Origin of the sequence: Achromobacter spanius (assembly GCF_039673305.1) — a bacterium.
Taxonomy (GTDB): Bacteria; Pseudomonadota; Gammaproteobacteria; order Burkholderiales; family Burkholderiaceae_B; genus Achromobacter; species Achromobacter spanius_F.
In genome coordinates, this window is record NZ_JBDJLJ010000002.1 from 1 (window position 1) to 16,617 (window position 16,617).

Genomic DNA, 16,617 nt, shown 5'->3' on the forward strand with positions numbered 1-16,617 from the left:
CCGACCACCGGCTTACGCGGCGTCTTGCGTCGGGGCGATGACGCTTTGCGTGTGGGGGCGGGCAGCCGGGTTCTTTTGCCGCGTTGCGCGCTGAGCGTAAAGTGTCTGACACCCTTGGGAGTGGACTGCAAACTGAAGATGGTCTCGCTTGGGTGTCAGACACCCGAGGATTCGACACCCGAGGATTCGACACCCGAGGATTCGACACCCGAGGATTCGACACCCGAGGATTCGACACCCGAGGATTCGACGCCCGAGGATTTCGATGGTCCGCGCCACGTTCCGCGAGCATCTCGCAGCTTGATGCTTCCAGGGCGCGCAGCGTCATCGCCACGCCCAATGACGCCCATATGCCAAAGAAGGCCGCCCGCGCGGCCGGTTTTGGCGTCCCTGCAAGATTTCTCTCTTTTCCTTCGCAGGGGAGAAAAACGCCAAGCACACCGCTCTTCCCGGCGACCGCCAAGATTCAATCAGCACAGCCTGGCACGGCGGCGGCGCGGGGGCGCGGGGCGTCAGATGCGCCCGACGGAATCCGAAGGCAGCCGCCGCAGGCGGCAACGAGGATGAGGAAGGGGCAGTCCGGAGCGAACGCTCCGGACCGCAATCGTAGCCCCGCGCCCCCGCGCCGCCGCCGTGCCAGGCGTCTTAAGAACCAACCCCTCGGCCTGCAATAAAATCCCGTCCATGAACTCCCCCGACCATCTCCCAGAGCCCACCGCCGACCTGGACCGCCGCTTCGGCGCCCTCTCGCGCCTGTACGGCCCCGAAGCCCCCGCCCGCATCCGCAACGCCCACGTGGCCGTCGCCGGACTGGGCGGCGTCGGCTCCTGGACCGTCGAAGCGCTGGCGCGCTGCGGCGTCGGGGCCTTGACGCTCATCGACCTGGACCACATCGCCGAATCCAACGTCAACCGGCAGATCCACGCGCTGACGTCCACGCTGGGGCAATCGAAGGTGGATGCGATGGCCGAGCGGGTGCTGGCCATCAATCCGGAATGCAGGATCACGCGGATCGATGAATTCGTGTCGCCCGAGAACGTGGGCGAGGTGCTGCCTGGTCCGTACACCGTGATCATCGATTGCACCGACCAGGCCGCAGCCAAGATCGCCATGATCCTGCACGCGCGCACGTTGAGCATTCCCATGCTGCTGTGCGGCGGCGCTGGCGGCAAGACGGATCCGCTGGCCTTGCGCGCGGGCGACCTGTCCGGGGCCGTCAACGATGCGCTGCTTTCGAAGCTGCGCAACAAGCTGCGGCGCGAACACGGGTTTCCGCGGGCATCCGACAAGAACGGCAAGGCGCTCAAGCGCGTGCCCAAGATGGGCATCCATGCCTTGTGGTTCGATCAGCCGGCGATTCTGCCGGACGCCTGGACCCGGCCCGGTGAAGGCGAGGACGACATGGGCGCGTCGGGGCTCAACCTGGCGCCGCAGGGACTGTCCTGCGCCGGCTATGGGTCTGTCGTCACCGTGACCGCCGCCATGGGCATGGCGGCGGCCAACGAAGCGCTGCGTCTGGCGGTCTGAGGCCGCCGGGGGGCGGCGGCTCACAGGCCAGACGCTTGCCGCTCAACGGCTCAAAGCGCCACGAACACCATCCCGTCCTCGATCCGGACGGGATAGGTCGCGATGTTCTCGCGCAGCGGAGAACAGAGCGCGCGACCGTCGCGCACGTCGAAGCGGCCCTGGTGCAGCGGGCATTCGATTTCATGGCCCGTCAGGAAACCGTCGCACAGCCTGGCGTTGCCGTGCGTACAGAGGATGTCCGTCGCGTAGACCTCGCCCTCAACGCCGTACAGCGCGATCTCGCGCCCGCCCGCCTGCACGGCGATCACGTCCTCTTCCGGCACCTCGTCGCGTCCGATGGCCTTGATCCATTGCACACTCATTGCGTCGTCTCCTGTCAGATGGGGTAGATCAGCGAATTCGGAATCAGCTCGCTGTCGAAGATGCACAGCCGCGACTCGAACTTCAGGCCGTCCGGCGTCTGGCGGATCACGTCCCGGTAGCGTCCCACGTTGAACACCGTGGTCAGCTGGCTGGGCTTGGTGCGGAACACGGCGTAGCTGGCTTCGGACTCGATGCGTCCGTCCTGCACCAGCAGCACGCGCGGCGCGCCCACCACGTGGCGCTGGTAGTAGGGATCGTGGAAGATCGTCTCGGTGGCGCCGTAGATGCGGTCCTTGAGCATGCCGCGGCTCTCGAACGCCATCGTCGCCAGGGGAAAGCCGCGTTCGTAGTTTTCGCGCGGCAGCACCTTGTAGATGCAGTCCTCCACGAAGAAATCCGGCCATTTTTCCCATTCGCCGGCGTCCAGCGCGGCGGCGTAGTCGGCGTACAGGCGGGTCAGCTGGTAATAAAGCGGAAAGTCCAGCATGTCACGCCTCCATGACCCGGCGCCAGTACGCGTACATGCCGCGTATCAGCGTTTCGGTGACCATGTGGTCGGTGTTCTCGGCGGTCTTGCCGCCCAGTTCCGCCACGCTGCGGTGCCACGGCTTCTGCGCGAAGCCCGATTGCGAGAACTCGATGACCTCGCCGTCGTCGGCCGACACGAAGCCCGCCGGCCCGAACAGGTTGGCCTGGCGCAGGCGGCGCTGCGTCATTTCCGGGGTGTCGTCCGCGAAGCCGAAGTGGGTCCAGACGAAATCGAAGGCGTCGTGGCCGACCGGCTGGATGTGGCGGGTGGACAGCGAATTGACCTGCTGCTGGATGATGACGCTGGGGAACAGCGTCATCAGCACCGCGGTGGGCCCGTTCCACCAGGGCTCCTGCACGATGTCCAGGAAGCGGTCGTCGTTCAGCGACATCTGCTCCTTGAAGCTGGACACGCCGCTGGTGACGGTGCTCTTGCCGCCCTGGCCGCGGGTGGAGATCATGGCGGCGTGGCGGAAATGGCTGTCCATCTTCAGTTCCGACCGGTTGTCCGCGCGCCACAGCCCGAAGGTCACGAACCAGGTGTGCAGGAGGCCCGGGTGATAGGGGTCCTTGATGTTCTCCTGCATCAGCTTCCAGTTGCCCGGGATGCGCTGGCGACTGTAGCCGTGGATGACCAGTTCGCGGCCGTCGAAGACGCGGTCGAAATAATGCAGGATGTCCGGACCCAGGTAGTCTTCCAGCGGCTCTACGGCGTGGTCGAACGAGGCGAACACCACGCCGTTGCGACAAGCCACCGCCAGCTTGGTCAGGCCGTGCTCTTCGGGCTTGAAGTCGGGCGGCATGCCGCCGTTGACCTTGCCGTCCTGCTTGACGCCGCGGCGGAACGGCACGCCGATCAGGTTGCCCTGCAGGTCATAGTTCCACTGGTGATACGGGCAGACGAACTCGCTGCGGTTGCCGGCGCGTTCGCGGCAGAACTGCACGCCCCGATGGGCGCACACGTTTTCCACCACGCGGACCTGGCCCTCGTTGTCGCGCAGCAGGATGACCGAACGTTCGCCGACCGTGGTGCGCTTGAAATCGCCCGGATTGGGGATCTCGGCCTCCAGGCCCACATAGCTCCAGTGCCCCCGGTAGAAAAAGCGCTCCAGTTCGCGCTGGTGCAGCGCGGCATCGGTGTAGACGCCGAAGGGGATGCGGTGCGAGCCGTCGCCCTGCCAGGGCGGGACGATATGGATGGGATGTTCGGGGGCATTCATGGGTTGCCCCCCTTACAGGGCGTGACGATGCAATGCGTGCAGGCGCGCATGGTTTGTCTCCGGTTTCCATCTGGCCGCGCGGCGGCCGGGCAGAGCCTTGCGCGACATGGGCGCAGGCGTTTGCCGAATCATCGGGCACGCCGTGAAATTAATAAATAGAATCTGGCTAATTACATAAATCACCAGAATCAATATTGGTGGAGACAGCCGCATGAACCTGAAAGACGTGGACCTGAATCTGCTGGTCGTCTTCAATGAACTGCACAAGCATGGCCGGGTGTCGGCCGTGGCCGCCAGCCTGGGCATCTCGCAACCGGGCGTCAGCAATGCGCTTGGCCGGCTGCGCAAGCTGCTGGGCGATGAACTGTTCCTGCGGACCTCGCGCGGGATGGTGCCCACGCCCTACGCCGAGAGCCTGGCCCAGCCCATCGCGGACGCGCTGGGTGCGCTGCACGCCACCTTGAACGCACGCGTGGCGTTCGACCCGGCGCACAGCGAACGCGCCTTCGTGATCGGCGTGAACGACGTGGGCGAGACCTACTTCCTGCCGCGCCTGATGCGGGCGCTGGACCAGGTGGCGCCCGGCGTGACCATCCGCACCGTGCGCACGACCTCGATCGACTTCCGCGATGAAATGGAGCGCGGCCGCATGGACCTGGCCATGGGCTTCCTGCCCGGGCTGAAGGGCGGCTTCTTTCAGCGCAGGCTGTTCCGCCAGCCTTATGTCTGCATCTTCCGCCAGGGCCATCCGCTGGCGAGTTCAGGCGTGTCGGCCAGGCAGTTTCGCGCGGCGGAGCACGTGGCCATCGTGTCGGAAGGCACCGGCCACGGGGTGGTGGATGAAGTGATCGAGCGCGCCGGCATCCGCCGCCGGCTGCGGCTGACGGTGCCGCACTTCATGGCGGTGGGGCCGGTCCTGCAGGCCACCGACATGATCGCGGTCGTCCCGCAGCGCTTTGCCGACTGCGCCTGCGGGCCTTTCGGCCTGGCGGCGGCGCCCTGTCCGGTGAAGATCCCGGAGTCCGTCATCAATGTGTTCTGGCACGCGCGCAACCACCGCGAGGCCGCCAACCAGTGGCTGCGGCAGGTGGTGGTGGACGTGTTTGCGGACTGATGCGCGGCCCCCGGGCAGTCAAGGCTCAGAACTGGACCTGCGCCGACAGCGCCACGCTGCGCGGGCTGCCCAGGTAATAGCTGTTCAGCCAGTAGTCGCGTCCCGTGACGTTGTTGACGTTCAGGCGCAGGGTCAGCGGCCGCCCCGACACCTTGGTGGCGTAGCGCAGGCCTGCGTCGAACGTGGTGTAGGACGGCAGGCGGCCGACGTTGGTGGCGGACGCCCATTGCTTGCCGACGTGGTAGACGCCGCCGGTGACGCTGAGTCCGGGGGCGAACGGCAGCGCATACTCCGTGTAGAGCTTGGCCATGAACTTCGGCACGTTCATGGGATCCTTGCCGTCGTTGCTGCCGCCTTCGACTCGGGCGTGCAACAGGGTGGCGCCGCCCACCACGGTCCACGCCGGCGTCACCTTGCCCACGGCCGACACTTCTGCGCCGCGGTGGCGCTGGACGCCGTCCTGGGCGTAGACATTCGCGTCGTTGGTGTATTCGTAGGATTTCTCGATGTCGAACAGCGCGCCGCTCAAGAGCACGCCGCCCACCTCGGCCTTGATGCCCAGTTCCTTCTGCTTGCTGCGCATCGGCGCCATCACCTGCAGCGCATTGGCCGCGTCTTCCGGCGCCACGCCGCCTTGTTCCAGCCCTTCGATGTACGTGGCGTAGGCCGTCATCCAGGGCACGGGCGTGAAGATCAGGGACGCGCTGGGAGAGTTCCGGCCCCGGTCGTAATCGGGCTGGCTGAGGCTGCCGTCCGCGTTGCGGTCGGTCGTCTGGATGTTGCTGCGGTTGATGCCGACCAAGGCGGACCATTGCTCATTGAAGCGGACCAGGTCGCCGATCATGAAGTTGTCGTTGCGGACGCGGCTGGAGAAATACATCGACTTGGACGGCGTGGACGGCCAGTTCGGCTCCGGTACGTGCGTGGGCGAGTCCAGGCTGTAGGGGCCCTGGTAGCCGGTGCTGGGGAACCAGGTGTTCTGCCATTGCCGGTCCGTGTAGCCGTAGTAGCCCATGGTGATCTTGTGGTCGATCGGCCCGGTGGCGAACGAGATGTCGGCCAGCGCCTGCCAGGCTTCCGATTCGGTCCGCGTCGGGCCCACCTTCTGCCGGAGCTGGAAGTACTCGCCGGCGGAGCGCACCGAATTCATGGTGTGGTACTGGACCGGGCGGTCCTGGTACTCGCGGATGTGGGCCACGCGCAGCGTCAGGTTGTCGCTGGCCTCGTAGATCGCCCGGGCCATCCATTTGCGGCTCTCGGTTTCGTCGCGGACCCACGGCTGGCTCCAGTTCTTCGTCGAATCCAGGGTGGGGCGCGGCACGCCGTCCCGGAAGAACCAGTAGGAGTTCGGCGCCTGCATCTTGTAGTCGCTGTAGGACGCGCCCAGTTCCAGCTTGAAGCGGTCGGTGATGTTGAAGTCCAGCGCCGCGCTGGCCAGGCTGCGGTCGATCTTCTGGTCGTCGACCGCGGTGTCGCCGTCCTGGCGCACCAGGTTGACGCGGTAGCCGACCTTGCCGTTGCTGTCGAACGGGCCGCCGAAGTCGCCGTGCACGTAGTATTGGCCGCCGCCGTAGTTGCCCAGCGTGACGCTGTTCAGGCGGTCCTGGGTGGGACGCTTGTTCACGTAGTTCACCATTCCGCCCGGCGAGGCGGCGCCGAAGAGAAAGCCCGACAGCCCGTTGAGGATCTCGACGCGCTCCTTGTCTTCCAGCGACGCCGCGAAGCCGAAGGAGCGGCGCAGGCCTTCCTCGGCCCGGTCGTAGCTGTTGAAGCCGCGGATTTTCACCATGGGGGCCCAGCCGCTGATCTGCGGCGTCTGCGTCAGCGCGGACGGGCTGATCTTGTACACGTCGTCGGGCGACTGGGCCTGCACGTTCTGCAGCAGTTCGCGCGGCACGACGTTGACGGCGAAGGGCGTGTGCTGCCAGTCCATGCCGCCCAGCGCGCCCACGGACGACACGATCGAGGCGCGGTAGCCGTCGCTGGCCAGGCCATCCTGCTGCAGCGCGGCGCTTGCCGAGCCGGTGACGGTGACGCCGGGCAAGGTCACGACGCCGGGCGTGGCCGGCACCGGGCGCAGGGTGTATTCGCCGCCGCCGCGATGGACCGCCTCGAGGCCGGTGCCCGCCAGCAGCGCATTGAACGCGGCAGGCACGGCATGCCTGCCGCGCAGGCCGGGGCTCTGGCGGCCGGCGGTCAGCGCCGCGTCGACCGACACCTGGATGCCCGCCTGCGCCGCGAACTGCGTAATGGCCCGGCTGAGCGCGCCGGGCGCGATGTCATAGTCGAGGTCGGCGGACGCGGCCGGCGTGGCCTGCGCGTGCGCGGGGGCGCCGCCGGATGCCGCGACGCCCAGCAGGGCAGCGGTGATCGCCAGCGACAGGACAGTGCGGCGGGTGAGGGTGGGCGAATGCATGGCGAGCCTGGTCCTTATGGAGAGAAGAGGGTCTTCACCCCGTATGCCAAACATGGCCGCCGAAAAGGGAACCTGCGTCGCAAAAAGATTTCTGTGGACGCCGCGCTAGCGCGGAACCACCGTCACCCACCAGGGCATGGTCGCCTGGATGCGCACGGGCAGCGTGTCCGCCAGCGCCGCCAGCACGCGGTCCGTGTCCGCCAGCGCGTAGGCGCCGACGATGCGCAGATCCGCCACCTCCGGCGCACAGGCCAGATAGCCTCGCCGGTAGCGGGACACTTCCGCAATGAAATCGCCCAGGCGCATGTTCTCGGCGATGAGCAGCCCGCGCGACCACGACTCGCGCGCCAGGTCGGCGGGCGCGGGGGCCGTGGCGGCGTTCCGGGTGACCCGGGATTGCTGGCCGGCCCGCACGATGAGAGGCTCGGCGCCGGACGCCAGCGGCCTCACCTCGACGGCGCCGTCGAACACGGCGACCGTGCTGGCTCCGTCCTCCTGGTGGACCGCGTAGCGGGTGCCAAGCGCGCGCAGCCGCGCCTCGGCCGTGTCGACCACGAAGGGACGCGCGGGGGACTGCGTGTCTGGCGCGGTGCTGACGAGGATTTCGCCGGCAAGGAGCTTTACCCGCCGCAACTGCGGACCATAGTCGATGTCGATCGCGCTGTCGGTGTTGAGCCAGAGGGTGGCGCCGTCGGCCAGGCGGATCTCGCGGCGTTCGCCCACGCCCGTATGGTGGGCGGCGGTCCAGGCGCGCCACGGCGCGGATTGCGTGGCGGCCCAGGTGCCCAGGCCGGTGCCGCACAGCAGCGCCAGCATTTTCACGGCGCGGCGGCGCTGCGCCCGCTTGGCCGCGACCGCGTCCAGCAGGCGATGCGCGGTGGGCTTGTCGCCGCCCGGCAAGTCCTCGAACTTGCCGCTGATGGCCTCCACCCGGCGCCAGGCCAGCTGGTGCGCGGGGTCGGCATCGTGCCACTGGCGCCAGCGCTGGCGCTCGCCGGCGGGAACCGCCGGGGCGCGCAGGACGGCGAACCACTCGGCCGCTTCCTGCAGCACCCTGAAGCTGGGCGCGCTGTCGGCGGGCGTCATGCCGCGTTCGGCGCCAGGTTCGAGGTCAGGCAGTGCAGCATCGCCTGCGCCATGTATTTCTTGACCATGCGCTCGGACACGGCAAGCCGTTCGGCGATCTCGACGTAGCCCAGGCCTTCCAGGTGCGCCAGCAGGAAGGCCGCGCGGGCCTTGGGGTTCAGCTGGTTCAGCAGCGCGTCCAGTTCGCACAGGGCGTCCATCAGCAGGGCGCGTTCTTCCGGAGACGGATGGAGCGTGTCGGCGACGGTGGCCAGCGTGTCGCGGTAGGCGCGTTCCAGGTCTTGCCGCCGCCAATGGTTCACGACCAGCCCGTGGGCGATCGTGGTCAGGAAGGCGCGCGGCTCGCGGATCGGCTCCTGGTTGCGGAACAGGCGCACGAACGTGTCGTGCGCGATGTCGGCGGCGTCGAACGCGTTCCCGAGCCGGCGCCGCAGCCACTCCTGCAGCCAGCCGTGGTGGTCGCAGTACAGGGATTCGATGCAGACGGGCGCCGCGGGGCGGGTGGAAGACACGATGAAGCCGCTGGATTGATACTAATAAGAATGAGTATCAATTATTCTTCAGCGCGCCGGCTTTTGCAATCGGCGCGAATCCGCGGGCGCGGCCTATGCTTCGCGGAACGACACCGTGAACCAGCCGCGCAGCGCGTTGGACAGGCGGATCTCGTCGGCGGCGTGCAGGTCGGCCAGGGTCAGCACGCGCTCTTTAACCTTGCCCGCGTCCAGCAGCTCGGCCCGCTGCACGCCGGGCAGGCAGCCGCTGTCCACCGGCGGGGTGTACCAGTCGTCGTCCAGGCGCAGATACACGTTGCTGCGGCTGCCTTCGCAGAGTTCGCCGCGTTCATTCAGATAGACCAGGTCGAAGATGTGCGGGTGCGCCGGCAGCCATTCGATCGTCTTGGTGTACCAGGGCCGGTGCGTGGTCTTGTAGCGCAGCAGCGGCTCAGATGAGCGCAGCGCCTCGGGCGCCAGCATGATTTCCTGGTGCGCGGGCAACGGCGGAAGGACGGCGGTCTGGATGTGGCGGCTGCCGTCGCGCGCGACCAGCAGGCGCAGGCGGTGCGGACCGGCGGTGCCCAGCGCCATTACGGCGACCAGGATGTCGCCTTCGACGGCGCGTCCGCCCCATACATAGCCCAGCGCCTTGCAGGAGGCTTCCAGGCGGCGCAGATGGCGCGCCAGCAACGGCACGGTGCCGGAGGCGTCGACCAGGATGGTCTCGATCAATTCGGGCTGCATGGGACTCTCCTGGTGCAAGGCGGGCGCGCTCTATGCTACTACCGCCGGCGGGATTTGCGCGCTCAGGCGCGCAGGATGCGGGCCTTCCAGTGGCACTCCTGCCATTCCCCGGCGGGTTCCGAGTCGTACACGATGCCCCCGCCGACGCTGTAGACGCCGTGGCCGGCCGCGTCCAGCACCAGCGTGCGGATCGCCACGTTCAGCGAAAAGTCGCCGTCCGGCGCAAGCCAGCCGACGCTGCCGCAGTACAGGCCGCGCGGGGCGGATTCCATCTGGCGGATGCGCCGCATCGCGGCGACCTTCGGCGCGCCGGTGATCGACCCGCAAGGAAAGAGGGCATGCAGCACGTCCCCCAGCGACGCGTCCGGCGCCATGGCCGACACGGTGGACGTCATGGTCCAGACCGTGGGATAGCGCTCCAGCGTGAAGAGGGCGTCGACCTTGACCGAGCCCGGCTGCGCCAGGCGGCCCAGGTCGTTGCGCAGCAGGTCGACGATCATCAGGTTTTCAGAGCGGTTCTTGGCGCTGGCCAGCAGTTCCTGGCCCAGGCGCTCGTCCTCGGCCGGATCGGGGTGGCGCGGCGCGGTGCCCTTCATGGGCCGGGTCGTCAGCCTGGGGCCGTCGCGCCGGACAAAGAGTTCGGGCGAAAACGACAGCACGGTGCGCTCGCCGTCCTGGATAAAGGCGCCGTGGGCCACCGGATTGCGCGCGGCGATGCGCCGGTACAGCGTGGCCGCGTCGCCCTGGAATTGCAGATCCAGCGGCTGCGTGAAATTGACCTGGTACAGCTCGCCGTCGCGGATCAGTCCGCGGATGGCGTCTATCTGGCGCACGTACGCGGCCTCGGTCATGCGCGGCGCGGGCAGGCTGATGGCGGCGGCCGGCGCAGCGGCGTCCGGCCCCGCCCAGGGCGCCTCGTCCACCTTGCGCTCGAAGACGAGCGCGGTCAGGCGGGCCCGGCCGTCTTCGGACGGGGGCGTCCAGGGGCCGGCGGGCGGAGCCAGGCCGGCTTCCGGGAGCAGCCATTCGCCCAGCTCGTAGTCCAGCAGCAGGGCGATCCAGCGGCCCTGCCGCCGCGCGTCCTCGATGGCGGCCAGCGCGGGGGCGACCTCGGCGGCGGCGCGCGCCTCGATCCGGGAGCAGAACCCGTCGAACCGCAGCGCGCGACCGGCCAGCCGGTCTTCAAAACGACATTCCATGCTGATTGCTGCTGCTACCGCTGCTGTTGCGCCAGGAACTCCGTCAGGACCCGGCCGGTGTGGGAATGGTCGGCCAGCGTCATCACGTGCTCCGGCGAGCCTTCGCCCACCAGCTGCCCGCCGCCCGTGCCCCCTTCGGGGCCCAGGTCCAGCAGCCAGTCGGCTTCGGCGATGACGTCCAGGTTGTGCTCGATCACCACGACCGTGTTGCCCGCCTCTACCAGGCGGTGCAGCACGTGGATCAGTTTTTCGACGTCGGCCATCGACAGGCCCACCGTCGGCTCGTCCAGCACGTACAGCGTGTGCGGGATGCGCGACGCGCGGCCGGTCTTGATCAGGCCGTCGGTCAGGCGGGCCTTGGACAGCTCGGTCACCAGCTTGATGCGCTGCGCCTCGCCGCCCGACAGGGTGGGCGACGGCTGCCCCAGCGTCAGATAGCCTAGGCCCACGTCCTGCATCAATTGCAGGGGGCGATGGATCTTCGGATGGGCGGCGAAGTAGCCGATGGCGTCGTCCACTTCCATGGACAGCAGCTCGCCAGCGTTCTTGCCGCGCATCTGCACGCTGAGCGTGTCGCTATTGAAGCGCGCGCCGTTGCAGGCGTCGCACGGCACCTTCACGTCGGGCAGGAAGTTCATCTCGATGGTGCGCATGCCCTGGCCTTCGCAGATCGGGCAGCGGCCGTCGCCGGTATTGAACGAAAAGCGCGCCGCCGTCCAGCCGCGCATGCGGGCCTCGCGGGTATCGGCGAACTGCTTGCGCACGTCGTCCCAGAAGCCCACGTACGTGGCCGGGCACGAGCGCGGCGTCTTGCCGATGGGCGTCTGGTCCACTTCCAGCACGCGGTCGATGGCTTCCCAACCCTTGATGCTGTCGCAGCCGGCCCAGCCCGGCGCCTTGCCCTGCGAGACGGCCTGGGTCAGGTTGTCCAGCAGCACTTCACGCGCCAGGGTGGATTTGCCGGATCCGGACACGCCGGTCACGACGCTCAGCCTGCCCACCGGAATGCGCGCGTCCACGCTGCGCAGGTTGTGCAGGCGCGCGCCGCGGATCTCGATCATGGGCGTGTCGGCCTCGACCGGACGGCGGCCTTGCAGCGGATGCGCGAGCGGCGTCTTGAGGTAGCGGCCGGTCACGGACTCGGGCGACTCGATCACGTCCTGCACGGTGCCCTGCGCCACGACGCGGCCGCCGCGGATGCCCGCGCCCGGCCCGATGTCGATGACGTGCGAGGCGCGGCGGATCGTGTCGTCGTCGTGCTCGACCACCACCAGGGTATTGCCGTTGCCTTCCAGGCGCGCCAGCGCGTCCAGCAGGATGCGGTTGTCGCGCGGGTGCAGGCCGATGGTGGGTTCGTCCAACACGTAGCAGACGCCCTGCAGGTTGGAGCCCAGCTGCGCGGCCAGGCGGATGCGCTGGGCTTCGCCGCCGGACAGGGTCGGCGCGGCGCGGTCCAGCGCCAGGTAGTTCAGGCCCACTTCTTGCATGAAATTAAGCCGGCCGCGGATTTCCGCCAGGATGTCGCGGGCGATCTCGCCTTCGCGGCCGCGCGCCACCAGTCCGGTGAAGAAGGTGTGCGCATCCGATACCGGCAACGAGGCCAGTTCGGCGATGGACTTGTCGCGCCAGCGCACGGCGCGGGCGACGCGGTTCAGGCGCTGGCCGTCGCATTGCGTGCAGGCCTTGGCCTCGCCTTCGTACCAGGCGTTCCAGGCGGTTTCCTCGCCGGTCTGCTCTTCGTCGAAGCCCTGCAGCTGCAGGCCCGTGCCAAAGCACCCCGTGCACCAGCCGTGCTTGGAGTTGTACGAGAACAGGCGCGGGTCGGGCTCGGGGAAACTGGTGCCGCAGGACGGGCAGGCGCGCTTGACCGAGAAATGCTGCTGCTGCAGTTCGCTGTTCAGCGCCTCGTGCAGCTTGTTGACGGGCCAGACCACCGACATCACGCCCTGGCCGTTTTCCAGCGCGCTCTTGACGGCCGCGCGCAGGTCGGCTTCGTTGGCCGGATCCACCACCACGTCCGCCACCGGCAGTTCGATGGTGTGTTCCTTGTAGCGATCCAGGCGCGGCCAGGGGGCCACGGGGATGAATTCGCCGTCCACGCGCAGGTGCGAGTGGCCCTTGGAGCCTGCCCACTTGGCCAGGTCCGTGTAGTAGCCCTTGCGCGCGGTGACCAGCGGCGCCAGCAGGCCGATGTGTTCGCCTTTGTGTTCGCGCAGCAGGCGGGCCACGATCTGGTCCGTGTTCTGGGGTTCGACCGCGACGTTGCAGTCGGGGCAGTATTGCGTGCCCAGCTTCACGTAGAGCAGGCGCAGGAAGTGATGGATTTCCGTCATCGTGGCCACGGTCGACTTGCGGCCGCCGCGGCTGGTGCGCTGCTCGATCGCCACGGTGGGCGGGATGCCGAAGATGGCGTCCACGTCGGGCTTGCCGGCCGGCTGCACGATGGCGCGGGCATACGCGTTCAGCGATTCCAGGTAGCGGCGCTGGCCTTCGTTGAACAGGATGTCGAAGGCCAGCGTGGACTTGCCCGACCCCGACACGCCCGTGATGACGGTGAATTTGTCGTGCGGGATTTCGACGCTGATGTTCTTCAGGTTGTGCTCGCGCGCATTGCGGATCTCGATCGCCATGTTGCCGTGGCGGCGTTCGCGCACCAGGGACTGCAGCGGCGTGCCTTCGCCCGCGCCGTAGGCGGCGCCGGGTTCGGCGATGCGCGCCGTCAGGCCGGCCTGCTCGACCTCCTGCGCGTCGGCGTCGCTGCTGACCACGACGTCGGCGGGCAGGATGCTGACGTCGTAGTCGCGCAGGGCGGCGCCGGTGTGCGACTTGGGATTGTCCATGAGGTCCTGGGGCGTGCCCGTGCCGATCACCAGGCCGCCGGCGTCGCCGCCTTCGGGGCCCAGGTCGATCAGCCAGTCCGCGGCGCGGATAACGTCCAGGTTGTGCTCGATGACCAGCAGCGTGTGGCCCGCCGCCAGCAGCTTGCGGAAGGCGCGCATCAGGCGCGCGACGTCGTCGAAGTGCAGGCCGGTGGTGGGCTCGTCGAACAGGAACAGGCTGCCCTTCTTGGCGACCTTGGCGGTGGAGATGCCGCTGCGCGCGGCTTCGGCCAGGTGGCCGGCAAGCTTGAGCCGCTGCGCCTCGCCGCCCGACAGCGTCGGCACGGGCTGGCCCAGCCGCACGTATTCCAGGCCCACGTCGGCCAGCGGCGCCAGGCCCGTCTGCACGTCGCGCAGGCCCTTGAAGAATTCCAGCGCCTCGCTGACCGTCATCTCCAGCACTTCGTCGATGGACGCGCTCTTGCCCAGGTGCTCGACCCGCACTTCCAGCACTTCGGGGCGGAAACGCTTGCCGTCGCAATCGGGGCAGCGCAGGTACACGTCGGACAGGAACTGCATTTCCACGTGCTCGAAGCCGGTGCCGCCGCAGGTCGGGCAGCGGCCGTCGCCGCCGTTGAAGCTGAAGGTGCCGGCGGTGTAGGCGCGCTCGCGCGCCAGCGGCGCCTGGGCGAACAGCTTGCGGATGGCGTCGAAGGCGCCGACGTAGCTGGCCGGATTGGAGCGCGCGGTCTTGCCGATGGGGGTCTGGTCCACCATGACCACGTCGGCGATCTGTTCGGCGCCCAGCAGGCGGTCGAAGGCTCCCGGCGCTTCCGAGGGCTTGCCCTTCTGCTTGAGCAGCGCGGGGTAAAGCACGTCCTGCACCAGCGTGGACTTGCCCGAGCCGGACACGCCGGTCACGCAGACCAGGCGGCCGAGCGGCAGCTCGACCGAAACATTCTTCAGGTTGTGCGCGTTGACGCCTTCCAGCAGCAGGCGCGGCGTGTTCGCCGCCACCGGCATCGGACGCGGCGCTTCCACGCGCATGCGGCCGCCCAGGTAATCGCCCGTAAGGGTAGGGGCCGCGCGCAGCTGGTCGGGCGACCCGTCGAAGACGATGCGGCCGCCCCGTTCGCCGGGGCCGGGTCCGATGTCGATGATGCGGTCGGCGGCCACCATGACCTGCGGGTCGTGCTCCACGACCACCAGCGTGTTGCCGGCGTTGCGCAGGCGGTGCATGACTTCCACCACCCGGTGCATGTCGCGCGGGTGCAGGCCGATGGACGGCTCGTCCAGCACGAACAGCGTGTTCACCAGCGACGTGCCCAGCGCGGTGGTCAGGTTGATCCGCTGCACTTCGCCGCCCGACAGCGTGCGGCTCTGGCGGTCCAGCGTCAGGTAGCCCAGGCCGACGTCGCACAGGAATTTCAGCCGCGCGCGGACCTCGGTCATGAGCAGGTCGGTGGCGGCGTCCAGCGCGCCGGAGAACGACAGCGTGTCGAAGAAGCGCCGCACCCGTTCAATGGGCAGCAGCATCACGTCATGGATGGAAAGCCCGTCCAGGTCGTTCAGCTGATCGCGAGTCCAGTTGGCGCCGACCGGCATGAAGCGCTTGTAGCGGCCGTCTTCAGGCGGCAGCACGGTGTCGGCTTCGTCCTTGGCGCCCAGGCGCCAGAGCAGGGCGTCGGGCTTCAGGCGCGCGCCGTTGCAGGTCGGGCAGGGCGTGTAGCTGCGGTACTTGGACAGCAGCACGCGCACGTGCATCTTGTAGGCCTTGGTTTCCAGCCAGTCGAAGAAGCGCTGCACGCCGTACCACTGGTGCTTCCAGGCGTCATTGCCGCCCTTCCAGTCGGGCGTGCCGTAGAGCACCCAGCGCTTGTGTTCCTCGCTCAAGTCCTTCCAGGGCACGCCCAGCGGGATGCCGGCGCGCGGCGCGTATTTTTGGAGTTCGTCCTGGCATTCCTTGTAGGACGGCGTCGTCCAGGGCTTGATCGCGCCTTCCAGCAGGGTCTTTTTCTCGTCCGGGATCACCAGGCCGAAGTCGATGCCGATCACGCGGCCGAACCCGCGGCAGGCCTCGCACGCGCCCAGCGGCGAGTTGAACGAGAAGCTGCTGGGCAGCGGGTCGGTGTATTCGATGTCGCAGTCGGCGCAGTGCAGGCGGTCGCTGTACTTCCAGATGTGCGCGTTGCCCCCGTCGGCGTCCATGACGTACACGGCGATATGGCCGGCGCCCATGCGCAGCGCCGTGTCCAGCGCTTCCATGATGCGTTCGCGCTCGGTGCCCGCGAAGCGGAAGCGGTCCTGGATCACGTGCAGGATGCGGCGCGCTTCGGTGGCGGCCTTCGCGCCCTTGGCCTTCTTGGCTCCCTTGGCCGGGGCGGCGGCGCGCGGCGCGGCGTTTTCCTCGGCATGCACGCGGGTGTAGCCCTGCTGCTCGAGAAAGCCGCGCACCTCGTCTTCAGTGAAGTTGGCGGGCACGGCGATGGGGAACGTCACGACCAGGCGCGGGTCGCCCGCGCTGGCTGCGCGCTCGGCCAGCGAGTGGTAGACGGACTCGGGCGTATCGCGCCGCACCAGCTTGCCGCAGCCGCGGCAATACAGCCGCGCGCCGCGCGCGAACAGCAGTTTCAGGTGGTCGTTCAGTTCGGTCATCGTGCCGACCGTGCTGCGCGAGCTGCGCACCGGGTTGGTCTGGTCGATGGCGATGGCGGGCAGGATGCCTTCGATGCGATCCACCTGCGGCTTGTCCATGCGGTCCAGGAACTGGCGCGCGTAGGGCGAGAAGGTTTCCACATAGCGCCGCTGCCCCTCGGCGTACAGGGTGTCGAAGGCCAGCGAACTTTTGCCGGACCCCGACACGCCGGTGACGACGACCAGTTCGCCGGTGGCGATGGTCAGGTCCAGGTTCTTGAGATTGTTCTGGCGGGCGCCAACGATGCGGATTTGGGAGCTCATGGACGGTATCGTAGCCTGAGGAGAAAGGCATGCCGGCGCGGCGATCCATTGCTGGTTCCGGGCGCGTCGATATGGAATAATTGACTATATTGTGACGCAGGTGTCCATATTATGGACAAACTGGCGCCCGTTAGCTGTACAAATAAACA

At 68.1% G+C, this 16,617-nt stretch carries 11 protein-coding genes; 2 read left to right on the forward strand and 9 right to left on the reverse strand.

Annotated features, from left to right (window positions below):
* The first annotated feature begins 684 nt into the window (after positions 1-684).
* Positions 685-1,527 (forward strand): tRNA threonylcarbamoyladenosine dehydratase, encoded by an 843-nt coding sequence (locus tag ABE485_RS02070; protein WP_346513102.1) that lies wholly within the window; start codon positions 685-687, stop codon positions 1,525-1,527.
* A gap of 50 nt (positions 1,528-1,577) precedes the next feature.
* Here ABE485_RS02070 and ABE485_RS02075 read toward each other — a convergent pair whose 3' ends face one another.
* Genes ABE485_RS02075 through ABE485_RS02085 form a run of 3 tightly spaced genes read right to left on the reverse strand, consistent with a single transcriptional unit; the run spans position 1,578 to position 3,638 of the window.
* Positions 1,578-1,889 (reverse strand): non-heme iron oxygenase ferredoxin subunit, encoded by a 312-nt coding sequence (locus tag ABE485_RS02075; protein ID WP_346513104.1) that lies wholly within the window; start codon positions 1,887-1,889, stop codon positions 1,578-1,580.
* Positions 1,890-1,903: 14 nt separating this feature from the next.
* Positions 1,904-2,377, reverse strand: coding sequence for an aromatic-ring-hydroxylating dioxygenase subunit beta (locus ABE485_RS02080; RefSeq protein ID WP_346513105.1), 474 nt, complete (start codon positions 2,375-2,377; stop codon positions 1,904-1,906).
* A 1-nt stretch (position 2,378) separates the two neighbouring features.
* A complete protein-coding gene (locus ABE485_RS02085) occupies positions 2,379-3,638 on the reverse strand; it encodes an aromatic ring-hydroxylating dioxygenase subunit alpha (protein WP_346513106.1) in 1,260 nt (419 codons plus the stop codon).
* A 211-nt stretch (positions 3,639-3,849) separates the two neighbouring features.
* Here ABE485_RS02085 and ABE485_RS02090 point away from each other — a divergent pair, with 211 nt between their 5' ends.
* Positions 3,850-4,752 carry a LysR family transcriptional regulator gene (locus tag ABE485_RS02090; protein WP_346513107.1) on the forward strand — a complete coding sequence of 301 codons (903 nt, stop codon included), beginning with the start codon at positions 3,850-3,852 and terminating at the stop codon, positions 4,750-4,752.
* A 25-nt stretch (positions 4,753-4,777) separates the two neighbouring features.
* Here the strand turns inward: ABE485_RS02090 and ABE485_RS02095 are convergent, their stop codons facing one another.
* The 6 genes from ABE485_RS02095 to uvrA form a co-directional block, all read right to left on the reverse strand.
* Positions 4,778-7,168 carry a TonB-dependent receptor gene (locus ABE485_RS02095; RefSeq protein ID WP_346513109.1) on the reverse strand — a complete coding sequence of 797 codons (2,391 nt, stop codon included), beginning with the start codon at positions 7,166-7,168 and terminating at the stop codon, positions 4,778-4,780.
* 105 nt (positions 7,169-7,273) lie between these two features.
* The gene (locus ABE485_RS02100; RefSeq protein ID WP_346513111.1) at positions 7,274-8,254 is read right to left on the reverse strand and encodes a FecR domain-containing protein; all 981 of its coding nucleotides are present in this window, start codon (positions 8,252-8,254) and stop codon (positions 7,274-7,276) included.
* Positions 8,251-8,766 carry a sigma-70 family RNA polymerase sigma factor gene (locus ABE485_RS02105; RefSeq protein ID WP_346513112.1) on the reverse strand — a complete coding sequence of 172 codons (516 nt, stop codon included), beginning with the start codon at positions 8,764-8,766 and terminating at the stop codon, positions 8,251-8,253. The genes ABE485_RS02100 and ABE485_RS02105 overlap by 4 nt, the downstream gene beginning before the upstream one ends.
* Positions 8,767-8,859: 93 nt before the next feature.
* A complete protein-coding gene (locus ABE485_RS02110; protein ID WP_346513113.1) occupies positions 8,860-9,492 on the reverse strand; it encodes an aminotransferase class IV family protein in 633 nt (210 codons plus the stop codon).
* Between the two features lie 62 nt (positions 9,493-9,554).
* Entirely contained in the window at positions 9,555-10,691 is a 1,137-nt protein-coding gene (locus tag ABE485_RS02115) for an aminodeoxychorismate synthase component I (RefSeq protein ID WP_346513114.1), read from the reverse strand.
* A gap of 14 nt (positions 10,692-10,705) precedes the next feature.
* Complete coding sequence (uvrA, locus tag ABE485_RS02120; protein WP_346513115.1) at positions 10,706-16,468, reverse strand: excinuclease ABC subunit UvrA; 5,763 nt, start codon at positions 16,466-16,468, stop codon at positions 10,706-10,708.
* Between the last annotated feature and the right edge of the window lie 149 nt (positions 16,469-16,617).